Here is a 25,773-nt window from a genome sequence, read left to right as displayed (position 1 = left end):
CGTCCTTTTACATACTTGTTCAAAACCCAATTATTTTACGGCACTACCTAACATACCAGAGATAAAGTGACGTTGAAGTGATAAGAAGAAAATAATAATTGGTACAGTTGCTAGTGATACACCAGCCATTACTTGTCCATAATCAATACGAGATAAACCAAATAGAGATGATAATGCAACAGGGAATGTATACATATCTGTCGAGCTAACCGCAATCAATGGCCATAAAAAGTTGTTCCATTGATACATAAACAAGAATATAGCGGTTGCTGCCAATGCTGGTTTCATTGATGGAAGAACAATCTTCCAGAAAATTTTCCATTCACCTGCTCCATCAATTCGAGAAGCCTCAATAAGTGCAGTTGGGAAAGCCAACATATTTTGGCGCATTAGGAAAATCGCAAATGGATATGCCAGGTTTGGCAAAATTAGAGCTTGATATGTGTTTAACCAACCTAATCCTGCCATCATTTTAAACAATGGAATTACTGTTGCATGGTATGGAACCATCATGGAAACTAGGAAAATCGTAAAAATTACATTTCTTCCTTTAAAGCTAAACTTTGCAAATGCATATGCTGCCATTGTACAAATTAATAGTGCCAAGATTGTATAAACAATTGATACGAAAAGTGAATTGAACATTACACGCCCAATACCGATTGCTTCATTAAGATTTGTAATATTTTCAACTAATTTACTGCCCGGTAATAGAACTGGTGGTTTTGCAAACATTTTTCCACTTTCATTCGTAGCACCTATAAGAGCCCAATAAAAAGGAAATAATGATACAATCGCACCGATTGCTAGACCTATATATAAGAAAACCTTTTTAACTCCGTTTTTCTTTCTCATTTGTCATCACCTGTTACTTTGAATTGTATAAATGTTAAGATTCCAATTAATACTACGATTACATATGCAATAGTTGATGCATAGCCAAAGTCGAAATAACGGAAACCTGTTTGATATAAATACATCCCAATTGTTAATGTTGCATCACTTGGGCCACCCTTTGTTAATGTAAACGGCTCATCGAACAATTGTAATGTACCAATTGTTGATAGAATTGCAGTAAATAGAATAACAGGCTTTAATTGCGGAATTGTAATCGAGAAGAATTGGCGTACTTTTGATGCACCATCTATACTTGCTGCTTCATACATGTCCTCTGGAATATTTTGCAGGGCCGCTAAATAAATTACCATATTATATCCAACCCAACGCCATGTCATAGCTAATATTAATGCTGCTTTTGCCCAAATAGGATGTGATAACCAAGGAATTGCATCCAATCCAAGCCATGTTACGAATTGATTAATAATACCATCATCCATTAGCATGATTGAGAATATAATTGCATACGCAACTAATGAGGTAACAGCGGGTAAAAAGAATGAAACACGAAAGAAACCTTTAAGCTTTAGTAATGCCGAGTTCATTAAAGTTGCAACAATAATTGCTAAAAATAGCATTAATGGAACTTGGATAATCATAATGATAAATGTATTTTTTAGAGCAGTTAGAAAAATAGAATCACTTAGTAGTCGTTTGTAGTTCTCAATTCCATTAAATACATAAACTCCTCCTTCACTTGTTTGGAAACTCAAGATTAAGGAAGAAATAATTGGATACACCATAAAGATAGCAAATAGGATTACTGCAGGTGCTATAAATAAATACGGTGCCAATTTATGCGATTTAAATTTACCTTTTGTTGATATTGCTTCTGTTGACTTCATGTTCGATCTTCTCCTTTAAAGGAACAAAAATTAACTTGAAAAAGCTATGGCGCCCGTCTATTGGTAACAGGCATAAGACTAGTGCTAGCAGAAAGCACTTTACCTTCTGTAGCGATTGGCGGTTACCTCGAGCCGAATGGCTTGAAGCTAAAAACCAACAAACTAGGTTCAAATTATGATACTTACTTATTTGTTTGAAAAAAATGAGAGACTTAGATGACCTAAATCTCTCATTCTATTTTCTTAGTGCGAATTAATCTCACGTTCTGTACGGTCTTTTAGACGTTTAGCTGCTTCTTCAAGAGCAGTTTTAGCGTCCTTACCATTAAATACATCTGCTTGTGCTTTTACCGCTTCATCAAAACCGATTGAATAATCTTCTGTGTAATTCAGAGAAGGAATATCTTTCATTTCGTCTCCGAATAAAGTCCAAATCTCTTGTCCTCCAAAGAATTCAACTCCAGCTGTGAATGCTTCGTTATCGTATACAGATGATAATGAAGGGAATAAACCATACTTTTCCATCGATACTAATTGTGCATCAACATCTGTTGAGAAGTATTCCATAAATGAATATGCTTCTTCCTTGTTCTTAGTTGCAGAAGGAATCATCCATGCGCTACCACCTAAGTTAGCTGCTCTGTTTCCACCTTCTTCAAAAGCTGGAAGTGGGAATACACCCCAATTTCCGTTTGAATCAGCTGCTTGATCAATGATTGTTCCATAATACCAAGCACCAAATGGAATTGTTGCTACAGAAGCGTCAATAGTAGCAGATACAGTACCGTTCCAACCATCTACGTTTTTAATTAGTCCTGCGTCATCCAATTTTTTGTGCATTTCCATAGCTTTTACAGCTGCTGGATGTGTAAAGTCAATATTACCTTCTGCATCAAAGTAGTATGCACCTTGTTGGTTTAACATCATACGGAATGTTGCATCATCTTTGAATTTATCAATTGGTAGCATTTGAGCTCCAGTTGCTTCTTTGATTTTCTTACCAGCTTCTAAGTACTGATCCCATGTTCCGATTTCCTCTGGGTTAACACCAGCTTGTTCGAATAAATCACGACGGTAGAATACCCCTGTTGGACCAGCATCAAATGGCATTGCATAAAATGTGCCATCAATTGAAGCTAGATCATTTTTGAATGATGGGAAAAGATCTGTTTTCTTATCAAATCCTTGTTCAGTAAGGTTTAGGAAACCTTTTGGGAATGCATTTACATACCCGCCAATACGGTCATCTTCAACTAAAACGATATCAGGTAATCCTACACCACCTGCAGCAAGACCAGTTGATAACTTGTCATAAACATCAAGACGACCAATATCCTCTACTTTTAATTCAACATTTGGGTGATCTTCTTTATATACTTCAAATGCTTCTTCAAGTGCCCCTACGTTTACATTCCAAGCCCAAGCCGTTAATGTAACCTTATCACCATCTGAAGATTCACCATTGCTGCATGCTGCAGCAAATACTGTTAACACTACAAGCATCATAAGAAACTTCCAAGTTTTCTTCATTGCTTAAATCCCCCTAACAGATATTTTTTTATGTAACCGATTAAATAAGCGATTACACTTTTTTTGTTTGCAACAAAACTATATGTGTTTAATGTTGTATGGCTTCGTAACCACATCTGAAAACACTTATATGGTTTCGTGACCACATCCGACTAATTTATATAACTGACCCATATAAATCACTATGCATTCTGGCTTCGTAACCACATTCATCTGTGATCTATAATTTGGCACTATGTAAATAAGAAGGACGCCCTTGTGGTTTCGTAACCACAGACTTGTTACAGTTGTCATTTCATAGTAAGAACAAGTACAAGTAGACGCTTACATTTTTGTCATTTTATAAAATCCAACCAACATGGTTTCGTGACCATATTGATGAGGTACTTGTCCAACTTTGACAGCTATAGACTCGAGACCACATTAAGTACACACACGTATTAGATACAAACATTTTATACAACAATTCAAATATAAAGCTATTTTACAAAAAAAATGAAAACGCTTTACATGGTAAAGTATATTACTATATTAATAACTTGTCAATCTAGTTTGTTCAAAAAGTCGTCACAATACTTTTTCTTTTATTTCCCTTACAGATTCTCTGACTACTAATTGTGGAACATACTCAATAGACTCTATTTCAGTTACCCCATTAAGCTGTTGAAGCAAAAGTTCCATTAACGAACGTCCAATCTGCCTTTTTGGTATATTTATCGTAGTCAAAGCAGGATTAAACATTCTTGCAATCTCAACATCGTCAAATCCAGAGACTGAAACATCTTCTGGCACACGAATACCTCTCTCATTTAGAGCGCGGATTGCCCCAATTGCCATTAGGTCATTACATGCAGCTATTGCCGTGAATGGAATGTTTTTCTCTAGTAATTCAACTGTTTTTTCGTATCCGGATGATAATGTATCCTGCCAGTTTGGAACATAAAGCAAATAATCCGGATCAAGTGAAATGCCTTTTCCAGTAAGAGAATCAGCATATCCGTGGAACCTTGGATTTTCTTTTACCCCATCTATGCCGTCTCTTGAATATCCAAGATAGACAATTTCCTTATGACCGTTCTCAAGCAAGTAATTGACTGACTTCTTCATCGCTTCATACAAGTTAACGCTTACATTCGGAACAGTAGTTGGATAGCCTAAATCCCAGTAAACAGCTGTTGGTATTCGTTCCTTAACCTGTTGGAAATCAACAACGTCGATAAATTCAGATTCAGTCAATATAATCAATCCATCATAAAAACCTTCGTATACAAGATTTAATAGTTTTTCTCTCTCTAGGCTAGTGCTATAAATTGAAAAAGTATAGCCATTTTCAATAACAACCTCTTCAATTCCTTGTACAATTTCAGCATAAAATGAGTTACTTAGGCCATGGGTAATACAAGCTACCTGTCCAATTTTTTGTGTACGTAAACTCCTTGCAATTCGATTCGGAACATATTGCAGTTCCTTTATTGCTGCCAGAACCCGTTCCCTCACATCTTCTGAGACGTAGCCATTATTATTTAGCACTCTTGAAACCGTTGTTGGTGATACCCCAGCCAGCTTTGCAACATCATCTCTTGTAGATTGCATACTCTCAAATCCTTTAACTATTTTTATAGATTAATAATAATCATGTTTGTAGAAAAAAAGCAATAACAGTATAAGGAATAAAAGGCCGCACACTTTGCGGCCCTCTCTTTTATTCCACAGCACTTAATTTATAAATCCTAGAAGTAAAATCTCCCTTTATGCGATTTACTGAACTCTCCGCTCCAGAAAATTCTTTATCCAGGAGTAACCCGACATTTTGTAACTCATCTCCAAAGTAGGTAGTGTCGCGGCCATTAATTTTGTATTCAACATTTGAATCTAGACCTTTAAGCAATAGGTGACTAAAACCAGGATTTGGCCTTGCCAGTACTCGATAATAGCCAACTAGTGCCTCTCTCCTGTCCTGTGAAACGACCATCCAGCTTGTCACGTTGCCATCCCCCTCAAAAGGACTTTGCAATCGGAAGAATGTCCCCTGCATAATTAGATTTCGGTGTTCTTTATAAAAATTAATTTGTTGTTTCATGATTTCTTTTTCTTTGTCGGTCATTCTTGTTACATCAAGTTCATATCCAAACATCCCAAAATAAGCAACATCAGCTCTCATATCTATATCTGTAACTCTACCGACTTGATGGTTTGGAACTGCCGATACATGGGCTCCCATGGAACTTAATGGATATACCAGGGAAGTACCGTATTGAATTTTCAATCTTTCGATTGCATCAGAATCATCGCTTGTCCATGTTTGTGGAGCATAATAAAGCATTCCAGGGTCAAAGCGATTTCCTCCTCCTGCGCACGATTCGAATAAAACATGTGGAAACTTTGCAAGTAATCTTTCATAAAGGTCATATACTCCCAAAATATAACGATGAGCAACTTCTCGTTGTCTTTCTGATGGCAGCTTTAAGGAACCAACTTCCGTCATATTTCGATTCATATCCCATTTTACATATGATACTGGTGCATCACTAAGGATTGCAGACATTTTTTTATAAATATGATCCACTACTTCTTTTCTAGAAAAATCAAGAACAAACTGATTTCTTCCGTGAGATAATCTTCTATCTGGCACTTGTATTAGCCAATCAGGATGCGCCTTATAGAGTTCACTTTCCTTCGAGATCATTTCAGGTTCAAACCATAATCCGAATTTTAATCCTAAGCTTTCGATTCTTCGTGCTAAACCCTCTACACCATTAGGTAGCTTTCTCTTATTAGAGAACCAATCGCCTAATGAAATTGTATCGTCATTTCTTTTTCCAAACCAACCATCGTCCAGGACAAAAAGCTCGACACCTACTCTTTGAGCTTCTTCTGCAATGGAAACAATCTTTTCTTCGTTAAAATCGAAATAAGTTGCCTCCCAGTTATTTATTAAAACGGGTCTCTCCCTATCTCTCCACTCACCTCTTACCAAGCGTTTTCGGTAAAGCGTATGAAAGATGTTACTCATCTCATTTAAACCGTTTTCAGAATATACCATCACAACCTCAGGGGTTTGGAAGCTTTCCCCATTTTCAAGGAGCCAGCTAAAATCAAATGGATTTATCCCCATAGTTACCCTCGACACATCATAATGGTCAACCTCAACCTGCGCAAGGAAGTTCCCGCTATATACCAAGCTAAACCCATACACCTCACCACTATGCTCAGTTGTTTCTGGTCTTTTTAGAGCAATGAATGGATTTTGCTGACTACTACTTGCTCCTCTTGTTGAGGATATTGCTTGAATTCCTTTTTCTAGTTTTCTTGTCTTAAGATGACGCTCCCTGATCCATGCACCTGAAAGCTGTATCATCTCGAAATTGGCATCTCGAAGGTCAACACTTGTACTAAGCACTCTAGTAAGTGAAAGCTTTTGAGAACCAAAATTGCTAATCTTAGCACTTCTAGTAATCACATTTGTATCTTCAAATACTGTATAAAGCAACTTTATTTCCGCCTGTAACAAACGATCTTCTAATACCACCTCTAATGTGGTTGCTTCTTGATCATTCTCAACATATGTCGCTGGCAGACCTACAAGATTTGGTTTCCCTTGCAAAATAGTATGTGATTTATATTCAAAATTTGTAATTCTACTGCCATTCTCCTGTAGAATTTGGAATGCAGGTTCACGGAAATCTGTTGTTCCAAATGAAGGGTATTCTTGCATCGTAATATCTAGTGAAAACTCGTGTTCTCCTTCATATACTGCCGGTGTATAGCCCCTTGACTGCAATCGAAATAGGTGCGAAAAATTGTCACGGTGACGAATCCTTTTGCCATAATACAAATGACCTAACTGGTTATTAGGTAAGACTGTGAAAATATAGCTTACATTATTTGCTTGTAAGTGAAACTCATTTGTAATTTCATTGTAAAGAATTGGCACTTAATAACCTCCCAGCCAATATTTTTATATCAACGATTGAATAATAACAAATTACTATCCTATTTCCAACTCTAACTCCACCTTACCATTATATAAATCTACTATCCCTCTTAAAAAATCCACGTACTATCGCAACATTCGTAACGGAATTTACTTTTTAATAAAATAAAATATTTTTTTGTTATTGACTGAACATTTTTACTTTGCTAATATATCAATATATTAAAATTCGATGACGAGAAAGAGTACGTTAAGATGTCTGTTCCCCAGAGAGTCGACAATTGCTGAAAGTCGATGTTCAGAGCTTATCCGAAAATCATCTCCGAGATGCAAAGCTGAAATAAGTAAGCTTTGACGGGTTGTCCGCCGTTACGATGGAACACGTATGATTGTACGTTGACTGAGTGCCGTTGCTTTTTTTGATGCATCGGAATATGGGTGGTAACGCGAGCATAAACTCGTCCCTTTTTATAGGGGCGAGTTTTTTTATTTTACAAAAATAGTTAAAGGGAGAGATTTAAATGAAAAAGCTTGATACTTTGTTTGTCGGATTTATGTTATTTTCAATGTTCTTTGGAGCAGGTAACCTGATTTTCCCGCCATTTCTTGGTGCAGGATCGGGTACAAATTATTGGCTTGCGATGGCAGGTTTTGTTGTAACAGGAGTAGGTCTACCAATTGCCGTTATTTTTGCTGTTTCACTTGTAAAAGGGGGAGCACAAGCAATGGGAAATCGTGTTCACCCTGTCTTCAGTACAGCGTTTATGGTAGCTGTTTATCTATGTATTGGACCGTTTTTGGCTATCCCGAGAAATGCGAATGTAGCATTTGAGATGGGGGTTACACCATTCTTAGGTGATTCCGTAAATACTGCTCTTGTTTTACTTTTATTTTCTGTAGTATTTTTTGGTCTTGTGTATTTCATTAGCCTAAATCCTACCAAGATGGAAAAGTATATGGGGCGCTTTATTGCACCATTCCTGTTATTATCAATGGTTGTTTTACTAGTTGTCGGCTTTATTAAGCTTGATGCTCCTTTCCAAGCACCAACAGAGCAATACCAGTCAGGTGCATTTTTTACTGGTTTCTTAGAAGGCTATAACACAATGGATGCACTCGCTTCATTGGCCTTTGGAATTGTTATTCTGACTGCTATTCAAAAAAGAGGAGTACAAGGAAGAAAAAATGTAACTGGTTATATGTTTAAAGCAGCGTTAGTTGCTGGAGTATTGCTTGCTGCAGTCTATGTAGGCCTAGGTTTACTTGGGGCTCGAATGGCAGCTAACGGCGTTTTTGAAAATGGGACCGATATTTTATCACATACTGCAACTTTATTACTTGGTAATAGTGGTACAGCTTTACTTGGTCTCATTTTTACTTTAGCTTGTTTCACAACTGTTGTCGGTTTAACAACTGCTTGCGGGCACTATTTTTCAAAGCTTCTTCCTAGATTTAGTTACAAAACAGTAGTCTTAGTAGTTACTTTAGTTGGATTCACGCTTTCTAATTTAGGTTTAGCTCAAATTCTTAGGGTTTCAGTTCCGTTTCTAGTGACCGCCTATCCATTAACAATCGTCTTGATCACATTAACCTTTTTCAGTCGATATTTTTCACATTCTAAAGCGGTTTATGGATGGTCAATTTCTTTAACAGGAGTATTTGCAGTATTAAGTGGTGTTGCTGCCTTTGGACTGGATTTAGGCCCACTTCAATCACTTAGAGAAGCCCTGCCACTTTCTTCTGCTGGACTAGAGTGGGTTGTGCCTGCTCTTGTTGGTACACTTGTGGGTCTCGTACACAGTAAGTTTAGTCCGGGAACTCAGGTGGCTAAAGGAATAGTGGAAAAGGCATCTTAAAAGAACACAAAAAATGTGTCCTTCGTTTTAAAATGAAGGACACTTTTCTTTTTTTAAATTGCCCCACGGTCTACCTCATAAAGTTGACGGTATCGCCCATTGTTTTTAAACAATTCTTCATGAGCACCGTTCATCACAATTTCTCCTTTGTCTAAAAAGATAATATTGTCCATTTGCTCAATTTGTATCAAATGATGGGTAATCCAGATAACCGTTTTGTCTTGTAATGTTTCAAATATAGTTTGAATCAGCTGATTTTCAGTTTGTGGGTCAAGACCCACTGTAGGTTCATCTAATACCACAATTGGTGTATTTTTTAATAGAATTCGAGCTAATGCGATTCGTTGGCGCTCACCCCCTGAGAACCGTTGTCCAGCTTCTTCCATCTGTGTATCAATCCCATGTGGTAATGAAGAGATATAGGATGCTAGTCCTACCATGGTAATCGCTTGCTCAACTTCCTGACGTGTCGCTTGTTGATTTCCCAGTCTAATATTATTTTCAACCGTTGTCGCAAACAAATACGGTTTTTGATTTAACACACTAATCACATTGTAAACGTCTTCCTTATATTCATTTGGACAATTAGCTCCAATTGATAAGTAACCAGACGTTGGTATCATTCCCCCTTGTAGCAATTGCAGTAGAGTCGATTTCCCTGAACCGCTTTTACCAAGGAATGCTACCTTCTGACCTTGTTGTATAGTGAACGTAATATCTTTTATTGCATAATCCTTACCGTTTTCATATTTGTAAAAAAGTTGCTTAGCAAATAAATCGAAACTCTGAGTTTCAAGAAAAATCTTATTCTCTCCAGGAGGTTCATGAGAAATATGAGTATCAATATGATGCAATCTTCTTAGAGACTCTTGGTAAGTCGGTACCCTTTCAACTGCATTGGAAAGTGGGATTAAACTTTCTAAAATAGGAAGTGTACCAAGAATAAAAGCAGCTATAAAGGTTGGTGCAAGTTCACCTGCTTGAACTTCATTACTAGCCCAATACCCCATGAAAATAAGAATGATTCCCGTAAAAACCCGCATTTGAAGCTCTCGAGATTGATTCCAATAACGAATTTTTTTATCAATTAGATTTGTATTATTACTTATGTTTTTAAATTCTATTTGAAAGTTTTCCTTCCTCCCGCTTATTATCCAATCCCTTAAACCAAGTACCGCATCAGTCAAATATTGATAGAGTTCCCCTCGTTTTTGCTTTTGATCAATCTGTCTTTTCTTAGATAGATAGAGTGAAACTATTGGATAAACAAACACAATAATACTTAAACAAAATGCCATCCAGAGAGCAAATACCCAATCAAATAAAGATAAAGCTGTCACTGAAAAAAGAAAAACACATAACCCGATCACTGTCGGAAAAATAGTCCGTACATATACTTCTTGTAAATGCTCGATATCATCTGCAAGTGTGCCTAGAATATCTCCCATTTTAAACCTTGACCGGATAAATAATGCTTGCGGTTCTAACATTACATATAACTTAACCCTCATAACAGCAAGTATCTTCAGGACAGTATTATGGCTATTTAGCCGTTCTAGGTAACGTGTAACCGCCTGTGATAATCCAAAGGTACGAACTAATACTATCGGTACATATAATAGTAAAATGTTTTCCGGTTGCTCTGACGCTCTTGTAATTAAATACCCTGAAGTAAAAGTAAGCATCGAACTAGCAAGAACTGTTAAGAAACCAACGAATATTGTTAGAATAATAGGGCGATAGTATTGCTTAATATATGGAGCTATATATTTCTGAAACAGCTTCATGTTGACCTCCTCTTAACTGTGCATTCAGAAGGCGATAATATGCACCTTTTAAAGCAGCGAGTTCTTCATGTGTTCCCATTTCAACAAGCCTGCCCTTATCCAAGACGATTATGATATCCATAGCTCTCATCCAATGCATTCGATGTGTCGCGAAAAATACTAACTTATCTTCTAAAAAAGGTAGAATCATGTTTTTTATGTCAAACTCAGTTTCTATATCTAAATGTGCTGTTGGTTCGTCAAACAATAGGATCGTACTATTTTTCAAGAAAGAGCGAGCAAGAGCAATCCGCTGCTCTTCGCCTCCACTCAAACTCCGACCACCTTCCCCAATTTTTTCATGTAGCCCATTTGGCAGCTGGTCAACTATCTCAGTTAAGCCCGCTTTTTCAATGGCAAGTTGAATTTCCTCATTTGAAGCATCGGGTTTGTACCAGCATATATTTTCGGATAGAGTCCCAGAAAAAATATAGGGATGTTGAGGGATATACACTACCTGGTTAAGCCAGCTTTTTATAGCTAGATGTTCTACTGCTGTCCCATTAACAAAAATGGAACCTTCTGTTGGTAACGACATTCCTGAAAGTATATCGATTAAAGTTGATTTTCCAGCACCAGATAACCCGATAATTCCAACTTTTTTAAAGCCATCCACTGAAAAATGAATATTTTGTATGATAGCCTGCTCACCTGAGTATTTTGATAGATTTTGTACTGATAGTGTACTATCTTCACACCATGTAAGATTGAAAATACCTTTTTCTACTTCAACTTCTTCTTTTTCATCTAGGAAATTCTTAATTAACCTTCCCGCTTCTTTACCATCCATAGTTGCGTGATAATCGTTTCCAAAGCTACGTATTGGTAGGAAGTACTCTGGTGCAAGAATTAGAATTACAAGTGCCGACTGTAAGCCGACATGACCGTTTATAAGCCGCAAACCAAGTTCTACAGCCACTACAGCAACAGCAAGACTTGAAAAAAAGTCTAATGAAAAAGTAGATAAAAAAGCGACTCTAAGTGTACGGTTTGTTGCCTTTCTATATGAATCGCTTACACTTTCAATCGCTTTCTGGTGTGATTTACTAATTCCTAAGTATTTTAATGTAACCAGCCCCCGTAACGAGTCTACAAAATGTCTTGATAATAATTGGTATGTTCCCCACTGGGTTTGGATTTGTTTTTTTGCAACTAGACCTAAAAGAATTAAAAAAACAATCATAATTGGCATAGTTACTACCAATACCGTTCCTGAAAGTATATCGACTGTAAAGAGGTATATTAATAGAATGATAGGAATAAAAAGCATAGATAAAAATCTTGGTATAAATAACTCCAAATATGTTCGGTAGTTAGTTATTCCCTCCAAACAGAGAGTGATCAGATTACCAGATCCATTATTCCCTATGGCTCTTGGTCCAAGTTTAAATAGCTTTTGAATCATTTCTGCTTGTGTAGAGTCAGATATTTGGCTAGCAAAATGATACGTTATCCTTCCCTTTATCCAATCAAGTATATATCGAAGACAAAGCATCCCCAGGAAGAGAAGAAATACAGGAAGGACAGCCGAAAAAGCTGTCCCTTTATATAGGTCTGTAATTGCTTGAGCCAAGAAAATAGCTTGAGCTATGATAGCTACACCTTGTCCAATTGTTAGAAATGCAACGATAGCTACGATTCGCCTAATGCCTCTAGTTTGAAAAAGATACTTATCCATTAATATTCTAAATGCTCCTTATCAGTTACTCGTTTACGGAAAATATAATAACTCCAAATTGTATAAGCCAGTACAATAGGCACCATCGTTCCGGCAACAATTGTCATTAGTTTCAATGAGTAATCTCCAGAAGCGGCATTGTAAATAGAAATATTGAACGCTGCATTAGTCGAGCTAATCAATACATTCGGAAATAGACTAATAAAAAACGATGCTGTTACAAGGAGCAAAATAACTCCTGTAGTGGCAAAGCTCCATCCTTCTCTCTTTTGACGTAGAAAACCAAACAGTATTACATACAAAACAATTGCAACGGCATATAAAGGAATTAGGATTGAACCCTTTTCTATAAATGCATTCGTATAGATAGCTGTAAGTACAACGAACAGGACAATAACGGCTGCACACACTAGATATATTTTTTGTGCCATCTTCCGCGCCCGTTCTCTAAGTGGATCCACAGTCTTCAAGGTTATGAACATTAATCCATGGAGGTAAGCTAAAAGTGTAAAGGCTACTCCACCTACAACTGTGTATATGTTTACGATATCAAAGAATCCTGCAGTCATATTCATGTTTTGATCAATCGGTAATCCCTTAATTAAACTTGAAAACAATACCCCTAGTAAAAATGGAGGTAAAAGACTACCTAGAAAAATAGACCAATCCCATGTTTTTAGCCAACCATTTGTATGCACCTTCCCTCTGAACTCAAAGGCTACCCCCCTTGAAATTAAGGCTAGCAACAGTACTACAAACGGTAAATAATAGCCGCTAAACAAGGTCGCATACCAATGTGGAAACGCAGCAAACATGGCTCCCCCTGCTGTGAGCAACCAAACCTCGTTCGCATCCCAAAATGGACCAATCGTGTTAATTAGAACTCGTTTTTCCATTTCATTACGGGCCAGAAGCTTCGTACTCATTCCCACCCCAAAATCAAAGCCTTCTAAAAAGACAAAGCCAACAAATAAAACGCCTACTAAAACGAACCAAAGCTCACTAAATTGCATTTCTTACCCCTCCTCTACCAAATGGATCAGAAGTGTAAACATCCTCTTGCCCTTTCTCATGAGGCCCTTGCTTAATTACCTTAAGGAACAAGTAAACCATTGCTGCTGCAAGTAAAGAATAGATTAATGAAAAGGAGATTAATGAAAATAAGATTTGGCCTGATGTTACATTTGGAGAAACTCCATCCGCTGTTGTCATTAATCCATACACAACCCAGGGCTGCCTTCCAAACTCAGACATAATCCAACCAAATGAGTTTCCTATGTAAGGTAGTGCAATCCCTGCAATCAACCATTTTAGATAGATATTACTTTTCTCAAGCTTGCCTCTCCATAACAATAACAATCCGATAAAGCTTAATAATATGAGACCTCCACCTGCTGCAACCATAATACGGAAGCTCCAAAACGTTGTTTTTACTGGAGGGATATAATTTCCCTCTCCAAACTCATTTACATATTTTTCTTGGAGTGTGTTCATTCCCTCAATACCTCCCTCAAATTCCCCATATGAAAGGAAGCTTAGTAAATATGGAATTGTTATCTCCATGGTTGTTTCTTTTTCATCTGTATTTATGTTTGCGACCACAGTCCATGGTGCTGGATCTGCACTGTCTTCCCATAACCCTTCTGCAGCTGCCATTTTCATCGGCTGTGCTTCTATTAAATAATTCGCCTGGGAATGTCCTGAAAATGCTATTCCAACACTTGAAATTAAACCTAAGATTAGTGCAATGGTCATTGATGATTTAAAAATTGCAGTATCTTGTTTCTTCAGTAAATACCATGCGCTAATACCCAAGATAAAGAACGCTCCCGTAGTAAATGCACCAAAGATTGTGTGCGGAAAAGCAACCCATACTTTTGGATTCGTAATCACCGCTACAAAGTCATTCATCTCAGCCCGTCCATTCTGAATGGTAAACCCGAGTGGATTCTGCATAAATGAGTTTGCCGTTAAAATCCAAAAGGCGGATAGAGTTGTTCCAATCGAAACAAGCCAAATACACGCTAAGTGAAGCTTTTTAGGCAGCTTATCCCATCCAAAAATCCACAACCCGATGAAAGTAGATTCGATGAAAAAAGCAAGTAATGCCTCAATTGCCAGTGGTGCACCAAATACATCCCCCACAAAACGAGAATAACTGGACCAGTTCATACCGAATTGGAATTCTTGAATAATCCCGGTTACGACACCAACCGCAAAGTTAATTAAAAAGAATTTACCCCAAAACTTTGTCATCGTTCTGTACATTTCTTTCTTCTTCACCACATAAAGTGTTTGCATAATAGCAATAATGAAAGCCAGTCCGATTGATAAAGGTACAAAAATAAAGTGGAACAACGTTGTAGAAGCAAACTGAATTCTAGCAAGAATGATTTCTTCCATGACCCTTACTCCTTTACTCGTATTCTAGCTTCAGTATAGCAATATAGAATTTTTAAATTGTGAGAATTCTGAGAATACATTGTGACATTTATTTTAATAAAAGGGTGGGTAATTTGAGGGATAAATGGTGGTGCAATCCGTTGTCACACTATGTACACAATTTAGAGGAATGTTCTATAGAAGTTCTCTTATCGCGGTAACTATTTGTGGCCATAGTTTCCCTACTTTTCAAGTATTTCAATCAAGGTCAACATATAAGGCTCATAGAGACGGAAATCTGCTGCGCTTCAATCTTGGTAACTCATGAACGGTTCTAGGTTACCGTACTCAACTACTTTCCTCAGTCTCGGTAATTATGAATTACACTATGTTGCCCTTACAGAAAAAAAGAGTAACCCAACATGGGTTACTCTTCTCTACCTATATTTAATCTACTCTGTTTTAATTTCCAGAAGCTTTTGTCTTAATTCAGTTTCCATTGTAGCGAGTTCCAGTTCAGCTTGACGACGCTTGTTTCGTCCTTCTTCTTGAATCCGAAGTGTTTCTTCAAGAGTTGAGATTAGATTTTCTTTTGTTTTCTTCAATGTTTCAATATCAACTAAGCCACGTTCGTTTTCTTTTGCAGTTTCAATTGTGTTGCTCTTTAACATTTCAGCATTTTTCAATAATAGTTCATTTGTTGTTTTTGCTACTTGTTTCTGCGCCTCTACTGCGTTGCGTTGACGAATAAGAGTTAGTGCAATTGCCACTTGGTTTTTCCAAAGCGGAATAGCTGTCATAATGGAAGACTGAATTTTTTCAACAAGTGCTTGGTTTGTATTTTGAATCAGTCGAATTTGCGGTGCACTTTGAATGGTAATTTCCCTGCTTAGCTTTAAGTCGTGAACACGTTTTTCTAAGCGGTCAGCAAACTGAACCATATCATTTACTTCTTGCACCTTCATTTGGTTTTGCGTTATCTCTGCTTGCTTTTTCAGTTCAGGGATGGTTTTTCGATTTAATTCCTCAAGTTTTAATTCACCTGCAGCAATGTAGACATTCAGAGCATCAAAGTAGTCTTTGTTATTCTCATATAGCTTTTCAAGGATTGCAATATCTGAAAGAAGCACATTCTTACTTCTATCTAGTTTTACACTGATTCGATCTATTTGTGCTCCAGTTTTTTGATACTTTGAAAGTACCTCTTGTACAGAATTTGAAATTTTCCCAAACATTCTTGAAAGGACATTACGCTTTTCTACGCTTAATTCTTCAGGTTTCATATCGTCTAGGCGTTTCATTAAATCTGAAATAATTTGTCCAACTTCACCTACATCATTCTTTTGCACATGTTCAAGCATCGTATTAGAAAATGACAATAACTTGTTCTGAGCAGGTGTACCATACGATATCATGGCCTGATGATTAGTAGGATCAATTTGCTCAGCCAACTGAAGGGCCTTTGCTTTATTTTCTTCTGGAAGAACATCAATCAGTCGAATTGGCTTCTCCTCTGTAGGAGAAGAAATTACAACAGGGTTCTCCTCTTCTTCTTTTTGATCATTAAATGGATTTGCAAGTAGGTCATCCATTAGATTTGTCGGCTCTTTATACTTAGGGGATTCACTCATACTTATTACCTCCTGTTTTGGTCAAGAAATTGAGAGTTATTTACATTTTTAGTTGCATTCTTTGCAACGTCGATTTCGAAGTGTAGTTCATCTATATCATTCGATAACATTCTATATAAATCCTTTTCTATTGTTTCAGTTAATTCTTCTAGAACTCGTCGTGTTTCATGTAATGAATGTTCTAGCTCGCTACTTCTTTTGGGCTGTGATGATAGTAAGGCATATTTCTCTGATAATTCAACAGCCGAATCTAAATGTGAGAAGTAAAAACGTTCAGCAAGGTAAAAGCGTCTAGGCTCGCTTTTTGATAGCTTATAAATTTTCTTTGTTACTCTGTGTAAATCCACTCGTTGTTTAATAGAAGGGATATGCCTGATGGTAAGTAACGCTTTATTTAGGCGTGTAATTTTTTTCTCTGCTTCTTGTAGATTCTTCTTTATATACGCGTATTCCTTCCTAGTCAAACGATGTTTCTTTAAAAATATGTGTTTCATGTAAGCTGAACTAAACCAATAGGTTACTCCTCCACCCAAGATGGCATACCCAGAAGAAAGTAGTAACGTTTGATCAAATGTAAATAAACTAACCAATCCAATAGTAAATGAAACTGGAATGGCTATAAAAGATTTAATAATAAAAGCAAGAAACGGATTCATCATATCGACTCCTGTCATACTATCTTATTTATTTATACGATTGAAAAAGAAACAAAGTTTCACTATTATAGTACTTTGTGTTTAGGAAGATTAAGGAAAATCCTATAACTAACTATACAATAAGATATGTATGCTTACTAGGGACCTAGAATTTACAAGATTCTAAGACCTGAGACGTATTTTTTCGTATTTATCATTTATAACGGTTTATTAAACGGACATAAACCCTATTTTTAATAAAATTCTCCAAATGTATGGATTTTTTTAACAATACGTAATATACTACATTATATCACTAATGCACTATTGTACGTAACCACCTGAGGAGGTGTTTCAATGATTTTTAATCAAGACAGCATGAAACCTATATATGTCCAGCTTGCTGAATGGTTAGAAACTGAGATTTTAAGTGGTTCATTATTGGAGGGTCACAAGGTATTTTCTCAGTACCAGCTTGCAGAGATGTTTAATATCAACCCAGCTACTGCTGCAAAGGGGCTAAATTTACTAGCAGATGAAAATATCTTGTATAAAAAAAGGGGCTTGGGGATGTTTGTTACTCCGAATGCTCAACAATTTATTCTTGAGAAAAGGAAGGACCAAATTATGAAAAACCTTGTTCAAGAACTGGTTGCTGAGTCTGAACGGCTTGGAGTAAGTGAGGAAGAGTTGCTATCGATGATAAAAGACGAAAAGAAAAAGCAAAGGGGGACTCATGATGAACGTAATTGAGTGTCAAAACGTTACAAAACAGTATAGAGGTGTTCATGCACTAAACCACCTCTCTTTTACAATTGAACCCAATACAATTACTGGCGTAATCGGAAGAAATGGAGCAGGTAAGACAACACTTTTGAAAATCCTTGCTGGTTTTCACCTCCCAACAGAAGGTGATGTTCGTGTATTTTCTGAAAATCCTTTTAATAATTTAAAAGTATCCTCAAACCTGATATTTATTGATGACAATATGGTTTTTCCACCAGGTCTTACTTTAGTTGAGATATTAGAATCTGCGAGGAGCTTTTATCCAAATTGGGACCATGAAATTGCCAATGGTTTGTTTCAATACTTTGATTTTAATCCGAAACAGTATCATCAACACTTATCAAAAGGCATGAAAAGTACGTTTAATATGATTATCGGACTCTCCTCTCGATGTCCTTTAACCATTTTTGATGAGCCAACTACTGGTATGGATGCATCTGTTCGAAAGGATTTCTATAAAGCATTACTCAAAGACTATATTGAACGTCCTCGAACAATCCTAATTTCCAGTCATCTACTTAACGAGATCGATAGTCTGCTTGAAAATGTTTTACTTATTCGCAAAGGTAAATTAGCGCTTCATCTACCTGTGACTGACTTAAAAGAATATGCAATTGGATTAAGCGGTAAAAAGAACATAATTGATGAGTTTACAAGTAACATGGAAATTATTCATGAAGAATCCTTCGGAAGCGATAGCATTTACACTGTAGTTAAAAATACAACTCCAGACCTTACTAAAGAGAAAGCAAAAAAGCTTGGAATAGACCTGCTGCCCGTCACTACTGATGATTTATGTGTATATTTAACGGCGAAAAATAAAGGAGGAATTAATGATGTATTTAACAGAGGTTAGCCTACTGGAGCAAACCAAAAAGCAGTTTACCTTTAAAGTTAAAGCATTCCTCGGTTCTCTTACTAGTCTACTAACCGTTCAGATTGTAGCGATGCTTTTTTCCCTGAACGGAGTTGGCTCAATGGGTATGGGTGGCAACTCACTCATACTAACTATCAAATCGTTCTCAGGTAATCTCGTATTTTTCTTTTCTATCTTTTGGGCTTTTATAATGGCCATTACATTAACAACAAAACCTTATCGATATATGGACTTTTCATTTGTAACAAATCGTCTAAGCAGTCATCTGTCAACAATTGCTTTATTAGTTTTATATTCGTTAATTGCCAGTGTTACAGCTATGCTTTCTGGAATTCTATTACGTGTAATTATGTACTTTACATTCGATGGAGCAAATATAATCGGAAATCACTTTTTCCTTCCCTTATCTGAACTACTCTTAGGTATTTATATCGGAACATTGTACATTATGTTATTTGCGACTATTGGCTACTTTATTGGGATGTTTGTTCAGATTAATAAACTGTTTGGGTTTATCATTCCAGCAATCATTATTGGGTGGGTTATTATTGAACAAAAAACAATAGATACATTTAGTGGACTAACATTTTTCTTTCATGAACTATCAGTACTTCTCTTCTCTGTAAAGGTATTGGTAACAGTAACAGTTCTCCTTGCCGTTGTAATCATGGTAACAAACCGGTTGGAGGTGCGTAAATAATGTCAACAATTGTAATGTCCATTTTGCCCATACTTATCTTTGCTGTAATCTTTATTTTCTTATATATGATACAACGGAATGCTAGTTTTAAAGGGGTCCGCTTAGTGGTTAGTATTTATATGGGTATCTTACTCTTAGCCACTATACTGTATTACTTCCTACCTGATACTCACTTTGTATGGAATGAGCAGCTTGATAATGGGAAATCACCCCAGTGGGAGCTTGATCGCTATGACGCATTTTATAATGCAGCCATGGACGGAACCATCGAAGATTATGAAGGTGTAAAGAAAAAGGAGACCTGGAGTTTTCCATATCAAGAAAAGGAACTAGATATTACTTCATTGGATAATTTGCAAATATTTACTGTCTTTGAACGAAAAGAAAGCAATGATGATATGATTGAGTTAGCCTATTATGTTGGTAACACTGTATATAAAGGAATTGATACGTATGCAGACCTATCTGGTCCATCTGTGTTGTTACAAGGTCAAGAATTAAGGGTGGATAATCCAAAGGAATACCAACTAACCTTTGCCTCTTTTCATAAGGATTTTGTGATTTCACAATTTAAAGGTAATGGTATAGATGAAGAATTCGATTACAATGAGGTCGACCATCCTGCTGATTTTCAAGTGCTGTATATTAAAATCCCGAAGGATCTTACACTTACTGGGACAGAGTTTGTAAATTATGTTGGTGACCAGGAATAGAAGTACAAAAATAAGACCACACAAAACTAAATTGTGTGGTCCTTACTTTTATTGGTTAACAACAACCTGTTTGTTTTTAACATTTACAAACCGTACTCTTTGAATGTATATCAGTCTCGCAGCCAATCCAACTCCTGCAGCAAGTAGTCCAATTGTTAATCCAATCCAATAACCTCTTGCCCCTAAGCTTGTGAAGTGTGCGAGTCCCCACCCAACTGGAAGACAGATGAGCCAATACGCAATTAAGGTCATCACAAAAGCAATATTAACGTCTTTATATCCTCTTAGAGCTGCCTGCGCGGTCGCTTGGATTGCGTCCGAAACTTGGAAGAATAAGGCGTAAATTAGGAAATGCGCTGTTAATGTAATAACCGCAGATTCTGTTGAGTATAGCCCTGCCACTTCGTAACGGAAAAGTATGACCAACAATCCTGTCACTAGAGCTATCAACATAGAGAGTATAATTCCCATCCAACTGTATACTTTTGCATCTTTGTATCTCTTTGCACCGACCTCATACCCGACTAACACCGTCAATGCCATTGAAATACTAACAGGTATCATGTATAAAAAGGACACAATGTTTAATGCGGATTGATATGCCGCAATCGTTGTTACTGAAAATCTACTTATTAATATGGTAACTACAGCAAACATACTCGTTTCAAAAAAAGTTGAGAATCCCATCGGGACACCTATTTTCAGAATTTCCTTGCTCTTCTCTAATGAAAAGCCTTTAACTCCTGCAAATACCTTAAAGGAAGAAAACGGCTCCTTTACTTTTATTATAATGGCCGTAATCACTACAATTACCCAGTACGTAAAGGCAGTAGCAAAGCCTGCACCCGCTCCACCTAATTCCGGAAATCCCCAGTATCCAAAAATTAAAACGTAGTTTAATAGAAGATTAATAGGTAAAGAAACAAGTAAAATAAACATAACCACACGTGTAATCCCTAGAGCATAAATAAACGAACGTAACACGTTGAAAATAAACAGAGGAATAATTCCAAAGCTCAAGCCTATTAAGTAATCCCTAGCTGTTTCCTCCACCCGCTCTGTCAAGTCCATCATCCCGAGGATTGGATTTAGCAATATTGCTCCTATTAAAATAACAAGTACTCCAATTATCAAACCAAGATAGATTCCACTTGTAACTATAGAGGAAACTTCCTTTGTCTTCTTTTCACCAAAACGCTGTGCTGCAATTGGTGAAACTGCTAGGAGAATCCCACTTAACCCGGTAAATATCGGATTCCATATTGATGAACCGATTGCAACTCCAGCAAGGTCAGAAGAATCATAACGGCCAGTCATTATGGTATTAAAAAACACCATCGAAAACATGCCAAGCTGTGTAATTAATATCGGAACTAACATAACAAATATTAGTTTTAGTTTTTCTTTCATATTATTTGTTTCATACATGATGTTAAAACTCCTTGTAGATTATTCCTATATAAGCCAAACTTAATTATATTCTATATCCAATCGAAAAGAACATTTTTTTACACTTTTACTTTATGTTATTTCTTTCCTAGTTAATAGAAATAAAATACTTCGATTCTAAATTTTCTGTTATATTAAAGATAGAATCCTTTTTTTTGGATGGAGGTTCATATGTCACGTCTTACAAACCATTTACTTGTGATTTCATTTGATTGCCTATCATCACTTGATTTTCCGATAATACAAGAGTTACCTCATTTTAAAGAACTTTTAGAGAATGCATCTTATTGTAAAAGCGTCGAAACGATCTATCCTTCAGTTACATATCCATGCCATGCAACGATTGTTACAGGGAAGTTTCCATATAAACACGGCATTATTAATAATACGTTTGTACAACCAGGAAGACCCTCCCCTGACTGGTATTGGCATAGAAAACATGTCCAAGGAACAACTTTGTACGATGAAGCTAGAAAAGCCGGTTTGAAGACGGCAGCTCTTTTATGGCCAGTTACAGCGAAAGCCCATATTCACTATAATATGCCTGAGATTTTTGCTAATCGACCTTGGCACAATCAAATACTAGTTTCTTTATTTAACGGAAGCCCCTTCTATCAACTAGATATGAATCGACGTTTTGGGCATATCCGCAAAGGGCTAAATCAACCAGAACTTGATGATTTTGTATTAGAGTCGACAGTACAAACAATAAAGGATAAAAAGCCAAATCTTACTCTTGTTCATTTTACTGATTTAGATACACAACGACACTATCACGGGTTTTCTTCTAAAGAGGCGATGAATGCCCTCCGTAGGCACGACCAGAGACTTGGCAGGATTATAGAGGCACTAAAAGAAAGCGGTATATATGAGAATACTACCATAGTCGCTTTGGGTGACCACAGTGCACTAGATGAATCAAAAGCTATTAAATTGAATGTACTTTTTAGAGAAGCAGGATTAATTGAAGTAAATCAAAAAGGAAAAGTAGTAAATTGGAAAGCTTATTGTAAAAGCTGTGATGGTTCAGCATATATTTATGTTAAGGATCCTTATGATACAAAAACTAGACGAAGTGTAAAAACGCTTTTAACAGAATTAGTAAAGGATAAACAGAATGGGATCGAAGGAATTCTCACGAGTGAAGAAGCCAAACAAAAAGGTGCTGATGAAAACGCGATATTTATGCTTGAAGCACAATGCGGCTACTATTTTAAGGAAGAGCTTGATGGAGAATTTATTGATGAAATTCTTGAGGAAGATGTAAAAGAAAAACGCTATACCTATGCCAGTCACGGATATTCACCTGAAAAAGAGAATTACACGACTGTCTTTATTGCAACCGGAAAAGGGATTAAGCAGAAAAAAGTCATTCCATTTATGCACTTAGTGGATGAAGGCCCAACTTTCGCACGCTTATTAGGCTTACAATTAGGCGAGACCGATGGCAACAGTATTGATGAGTTATTAGATTTCTATTAAAACTTTGTAAATAATAACTTATAAACTTAGTTTTCAACTAAAATATATATATAGAGTACTAGGGGGAATCCAAATGAAGCGGTTTACCAAAGAGGAGAGTAGCTGGATGTTCTATGATTGGGCAAACTCTGCCTATTCAATCATTATTACAACAGCAGTATTTCCGATATTTTATAAATCTGCAGCAACTAATGCAGGTGTAAGTGCCTCAGATTCGACAGCATACTTAGGCTACACCATCGCTATCTTTACATTTATTCTAGCGATGATTGGTCCGATATTAGGTACCATTGCCGATTATCAAGGACTTAAAAAGAAATTTTTCACTTTCTTCTTTGTTTTAGGTGTTTCTGCGACCGCTTTATTAGCATTTGTACCTAGTGATAATTGGCTATTATTACTTATTTGTTATACCTTTGCAGCACTAGGTTCTACTGGTGCAAATGTATTTTACGATGCCTTCTTAGTTGATGTTACAACTGAAGAAAGAATGGACCGGGTTTCCGCTCGCGGCTATGGATTGGGCTATATCGGTAGTACCATTCCGTTTCTTTTAAGTATTGCAATTATACTATTAGCACAAAAAGAACTTATTCCAGTTTCATCAACTCTTGCTGCTAAAATTGCATTTATCATTACTGCGATTTGGTGGGCATTGTTCTCTATTCCATTGTTTAAAAATGTAACACAACGATATTATATAGAGCGTGAGCCGAACCCAGTGTTGAACAGTTTTAAAAGGTTAGGTCAGACCTTTAAAGAAATTAAAAAATACCGCGCTGTCTTTTTATTCTTACTTGCGTACTTCTTCTATATTGATGGAGTTGGAACAGTCATCTCAATGTCTACTGCATACGGAACTGACTTAGGAATAAGCGCAACTAGTTTGTTAATCGTGTTATTTGTAACACAAGTAGTTGCAGCACCTTTCGCTGTTTTATACGGAAGATTAGCTAAAAAATATACCGGCAAAAAGATGCTGTATGTTGGTATTTTCGTATATATTATTGTTTGTATTTATGCTTACTTCCTAGAGACAACGATTGATTTTTGGATACTCGCTATGCTAGTTGCAACCTCTCAAGGTGGAATCCAAGCATTAAGTCGTTCTTACTTTGCAAAGCTTGTACCAAAGAAAAACGCGAATGAATTCTTTGGGTTTTATAATATATTCGGGAAGTTTGCATCCATTATGGGCCCTTTATTAGTGGGAGTAACTGCCCAGATTACAGGAAACTCTAGTACTGGTGTATTTAGTTTAGTTATTCTATTCATCATAGGATTTATCATACTTACACGTGTTCCTGAGCCTACTGCAACAACACAGGTTTAGATTCATTCGGATAGAAGGCATTCTCATTCCATCAATGTTATAATGTATTTGCTGAAAAAACTGGAAATGAGGATGCCTAATGGATAAAAAGACAATTGAATATAAAATACAAGAACTAAAGCTAGATTATGTACGTCTCCAGAACGATTTAGAAAAACTTGATTCTGTGAACGGGAATATTTCTCCCTTAGAAAAGCAAATCGCCGATATTGAGCAGGAAATTAGCGCACTGAATAAACAATTACGAGAATTGTAAAGGAGTTGCATCGAAAAATGATGCAACTCTTTTTTTCTACCTTAAAAAAGGAGGTGTCCCAAAAGACACCTCCCTAAAGTATTATCCTTTTACTGTTTTACGTCTTTGAACTACGAATAGAACTGCTCCACTTATTAACAATAATGTTCCAATAAGAAGAGTGTTAAATACTGACGTAGCTGTCTTAGGAAGTTGTTTGCCAGCCTCAGGTGCTGGAAGATTCACAATATTATCCTCGTTGTTATCAGCCACTTCAAATACAGTAAATGTACTAAAGTGATTTGTTTCAACGAAAACTTTACCATCCTTGTATACAGCACCAGGGACTAATTCCCACTTCTTAGTACCTTCATTGTAATAGAATACTTTTAAATCTGCAGTATTCTTAACTTTTTTAAGATCAATATTAAACACTAGTGTAACTGGTTTATCAAAGGTATTAACAGACTTACCATCTGCTAGAATAGTAAAATCATATACACTACTCACGGCCCCTTTAATATCCTTCATTTTTTTCACTAATACAGAGATATTTTTACCATTTGGTAAGTTGTCTAACGGAATATGAAGCTCTACATTATTATTTTGAATAACAAAAGATGCTCCCTTATCCTTTAGTGTTTTAATTTGTGCCATCGTTAATTTAATTTCAAAAGTATCGGCTGTCTTAACATCAACAACCAATGTTCCACCTGTTTCTACATTTTCGATATCTTTGTTTGGTATCGTTGCAATTCCATTTTCAATTTTTGGTTTTGAAATTACTGGTTTAGAGTTGTCAGGATCCTTTCCGTTGCCTGGATCTTCTCCATTACCTGGATCTTCTCCATTACCTGGATCTTCCCCATTACCTGGATCTTCTCCATTACCTGGATCTTCTCCATTACCTGGATCTTCTCCATTACCTGGATCTTCTCCATTACCTGGATCTTCCCCATTACCTGGATCTTCTCCATTACCTGG

At 36.6% G+C, this 25,773-nt stretch carries 21 protein-coding genes and 1 other annotated feature; of the genes, 8 read left to right on the top strand and 13 right to left on the bottom strand.

The annotated features are described in order from the left end of the window. Positions 1 to 30: 30 nt before the first annotated feature. The 5 genes from AB3M96_RS08195 to AB3M96_RS08175 form a co-directional block, all read right to left on the bottom strand. A complete protein-coding gene (locus AB3M96_RS08195; RefSeq protein ID WP_412967096.1) occupies positions 31 to 855 on the bottom strand; it encodes a carbohydrate ABC transporter permease in 825 nt (274 codons plus the stop codon). Further along, positions 852 to 1,742, bottom strand: a complete 891-nt coding sequence (locus tag AB3M96_RS08190; protein WP_412967095.1) for a carbohydrate ABC transporter permease — start codon at positions 1,740 to 1,742, stop codon at positions 852 to 854. The genes AB3M96_RS08195 and AB3M96_RS08190 overlap by 4 nt, the downstream gene beginning before the upstream one ends. Before the next feature lie 243 nt (positions 1,743 to 1,985). Next, positions 1,986 to 3,272: an ABC transporter substrate-binding protein gene (locus AB3M96_RS08185; RefSeq protein ID WP_412967094.1), complete on the bottom strand. Its 1,287-nt coding sequence runs from the start codon at positions 3,270 to 3,272 to the stop codon at positions 1,986 to 1,988. A 567-nt stretch (positions 3,273 to 3,839) separates the two neighbouring features. Further along, positions 3,840 to 4,865 (bottom strand): LacI family DNA-binding transcriptional regulator, encoded by a 1,026-nt coding sequence (locus AB3M96_RS08180; protein ID WP_412967093.1) that lies wholly within the window; start codon positions 4,863 to 4,865, stop codon positions 3,840 to 3,842. Positions 4,866 to 4,974: 109 nt separating this feature from the next. Then, positions 4,975 to 7,206 carry an alpha-galactosidase gene (locus AB3M96_RS08175; RefSeq protein ID WP_412967092.1) on the bottom strand — a complete coding sequence of 744 codons (2,232 nt, stop codon included), beginning with the start codon at positions 7,204 to 7,206 and terminating at the stop codon, positions 4,975 to 4,977. 223 nt (positions 7,207 to 7,429) lie between these two features. Next, positions 7,430 to 7,675, top strand: a binding site (T-box leader). Between the two features lie 52 nt (positions 7,676 to 7,727). Between AB3M96_RS08175 and brnQ the strand changes: the two genes are divergently transcribed. Beyond that, positions 7,728 to 9,062 (top strand): branched-chain amino acid transport system II carrier protein, encoded by a 1,335-nt coding sequence (brnQ, locus tag AB3M96_RS08170; protein ID WP_412967091.1) that lies wholly within the window; start codon positions 7,728 to 7,730, stop codon positions 9,060 to 9,062. A gap of 53 nt (positions 9,063 to 9,115) precedes the next feature. Here the strand turns inward: brnQ and cydC are convergent, their stop codons facing one another. From cydC to AB3M96_RS08140, 6 genes are all read right to left on the bottom strand, one after another. After that, positions 9,116 to 10,849: a thiol reductant ABC exporter subunit CydC gene (gene cydC, locus AB3M96_RS08165; RefSeq protein ID WP_412967090.1), complete on the bottom strand. Its 1,734-nt coding sequence runs from the start codon at positions 10,847 to 10,849 to the stop codon at positions 9,116 to 9,118. Then, positions 10,812 to 12,566, bottom strand: a complete 1,755-nt coding sequence (cydD, locus tag AB3M96_RS08160; protein ID WP_412967089.1) for a thiol reductant ABC exporter subunit CydD — start codon at positions 12,564 to 12,566, stop codon at positions 10,812 to 10,814. The genes cydC and cydD overlap by 38 nt, the downstream gene beginning before the upstream one ends. Beyond that, the gene (cydB, locus tag AB3M96_RS08155) at positions 12,566 to 13,579 is read right to left on the bottom strand and encodes a cytochrome d ubiquinol oxidase subunit II (RefSeq protein ID WP_412967088.1); all 1,014 of its coding nucleotides are present in this window, start codon (positions 13,577 to 13,579) and stop codon (positions 12,566 to 12,568) included. Before cydB ends, cydD begins: the two co-directional genes overlap by 1 nt. Continuing rightward, positions 13,569 to 14,969 carry a cytochrome ubiquinol oxidase subunit I gene (locus AB3M96_RS08150; RefSeq protein ID WP_412967087.1) on the bottom strand — a complete coding sequence of 467 codons (1,401 nt, stop codon included), beginning with the start codon at positions 14,967 to 14,969 and terminating at the stop codon, positions 13,569 to 13,571. The genes cydB and AB3M96_RS08150 overlap by 11 nt, the downstream gene beginning before the upstream one ends. Positions 14,970 to 15,400: 431 nt before the next feature. After that, entirely contained in the window at positions 15,401 to 16,579 is a 1,179-nt protein-coding gene (locus AB3M96_RS08145) for a toxic anion resistance protein (RefSeq protein ID WP_412967086.1), read from the bottom strand. Between the two features lie 5 nt (positions 16,580 to 16,584). Further along, the gene (locus AB3M96_RS08140) at positions 16,585 to 17,235 is read right to left on the bottom strand and encodes a 5-bromo-4-chloroindolyl phosphate hydrolysis family protein (RefSeq protein ID WP_412967085.1); all 651 of its coding nucleotides are present in this window, start codon (positions 17,233 to 17,235) and stop codon (positions 16,585 to 16,587) included. A gap of 336 nt (positions 17,236 to 17,571) precedes the next feature. Between AB3M96_RS08140 and AB3M96_RS08135 the strand changes: the two genes are divergently transcribed. From AB3M96_RS08135 to AB3M96_RS08120, 4 genes are read left to right on the top strand one after another with little or no spacing between them, the layout of a single operon-like run. Continuing rightward, on the top strand, positions 17,572 to 17,967 hold the full coding sequence (locus AB3M96_RS08135) for a GntR family transcriptional regulator (protein WP_412967084.1): 396 nt from the start codon (positions 17,572 to 17,574) through the stop codon (positions 17,965 to 17,967). Next, complete coding sequence (locus AB3M96_RS08130) at positions 17,954 to 18,856, top strand: ABC transporter ATP-binding protein (RefSeq protein ID WP_412967083.1); 903 nt, start codon at positions 17,954 to 17,956, stop codon at positions 18,854 to 18,856. The genes AB3M96_RS08135 and AB3M96_RS08130 overlap by 14 nt, the downstream gene beginning before the upstream one ends. Beyond that, positions 18,837 to 19,577, top strand: a complete 741-nt coding sequence (locus AB3M96_RS08125) for a hypothetical protein (RefSeq protein ID WP_412967082.1) — start codon at positions 18,837 to 18,839, stop codon at positions 19,575 to 19,577. Before AB3M96_RS08130 ends, AB3M96_RS08125 begins: the two co-directional genes overlap by 20 nt. Further along, positions 19,577 to 20,290: a hypothetical protein gene (locus AB3M96_RS08120; RefSeq protein ID WP_412967081.1), complete on the top strand. Its 714-nt coding sequence runs from the start codon at positions 19,577 to 19,579 to the stop codon at positions 20,288 to 20,290. Before AB3M96_RS08125 ends, AB3M96_RS08120 begins: the two co-directional genes overlap by 1 nt. 48 nt (positions 20,291 to 20,338) lie before the next feature. Here the strand turns inward: AB3M96_RS08120 and AB3M96_RS08115 are convergent, their stop codons facing one another. Next, positions 20,339 to 21,718, bottom strand: coding sequence for an MATE family efflux transporter (locus AB3M96_RS08115; RefSeq protein WP_412967080.1), 1,380 nt, complete (start codon positions 21,716 to 21,718; stop codon positions 20,339 to 20,341). 192 nt (positions 21,719 to 21,910) lie between these two features. On the opposite strand from AB3M96_RS08115, the gene AB3M96_RS08110 reads away from it, so the two are divergent. The 3 genes from AB3M96_RS08110 (at position 21,911) to AB3M96_RS08100 (ending at position 24,810) form a co-directional block, all read left to right on the top strand. Further along, positions 21,911 to 23,221, top strand: coding sequence for an alkaline phosphatase family protein (locus AB3M96_RS08110; protein ID WP_412967079.1), 1,311 nt, complete (start codon positions 21,911 to 21,913; stop codon positions 23,219 to 23,221). 73 nt (positions 23,222 to 23,294) lie between these two features. Further along, on the top strand, positions 23,295 to 24,554 hold the full coding sequence (locus AB3M96_RS08105) for an MFS transporter (RefSeq protein ID WP_412967078.1): 1,260 nt from the start codon (positions 23,295 to 23,297) through the stop codon (positions 24,552 to 24,554). A gap of 79 nt (positions 24,555 to 24,633) precedes the next feature. Then, positions 24,634 to 24,810: an SE1832 family protein gene (locus AB3M96_RS08100; protein WP_412967077.1), complete on the top strand. Its 177-nt coding sequence runs from the start codon at positions 24,634 to 24,636 to the stop codon at positions 24,808 to 24,810. A gap of 81 nt (positions 24,811 to 24,891) precedes the next feature. Here AB3M96_RS08100 and AB3M96_RS08095 read toward each other — a convergent pair. Then, a partial coding sequence (locus AB3M96_RS08095; protein ID WP_412967076.1) for an LPXTG cell wall anchor domain-containing protein occupies positions 24,892 to 25,773 on the bottom strand: 882 nt, incomplete at its 5' end.

Source organism: Ferdinandcohnia jepli (assembly GCF_047246645.1).
Classification (GTDB): domain Bacteria; phylum Bacillota; class Bacilli; order Bacillales; family Bacillaceae_L; genus Ferdinandcohnia.
Note: the sequence above shows the minus strand (reverse complement) of the source record. Positions and strands in the feature narration are given on the sequence as shown.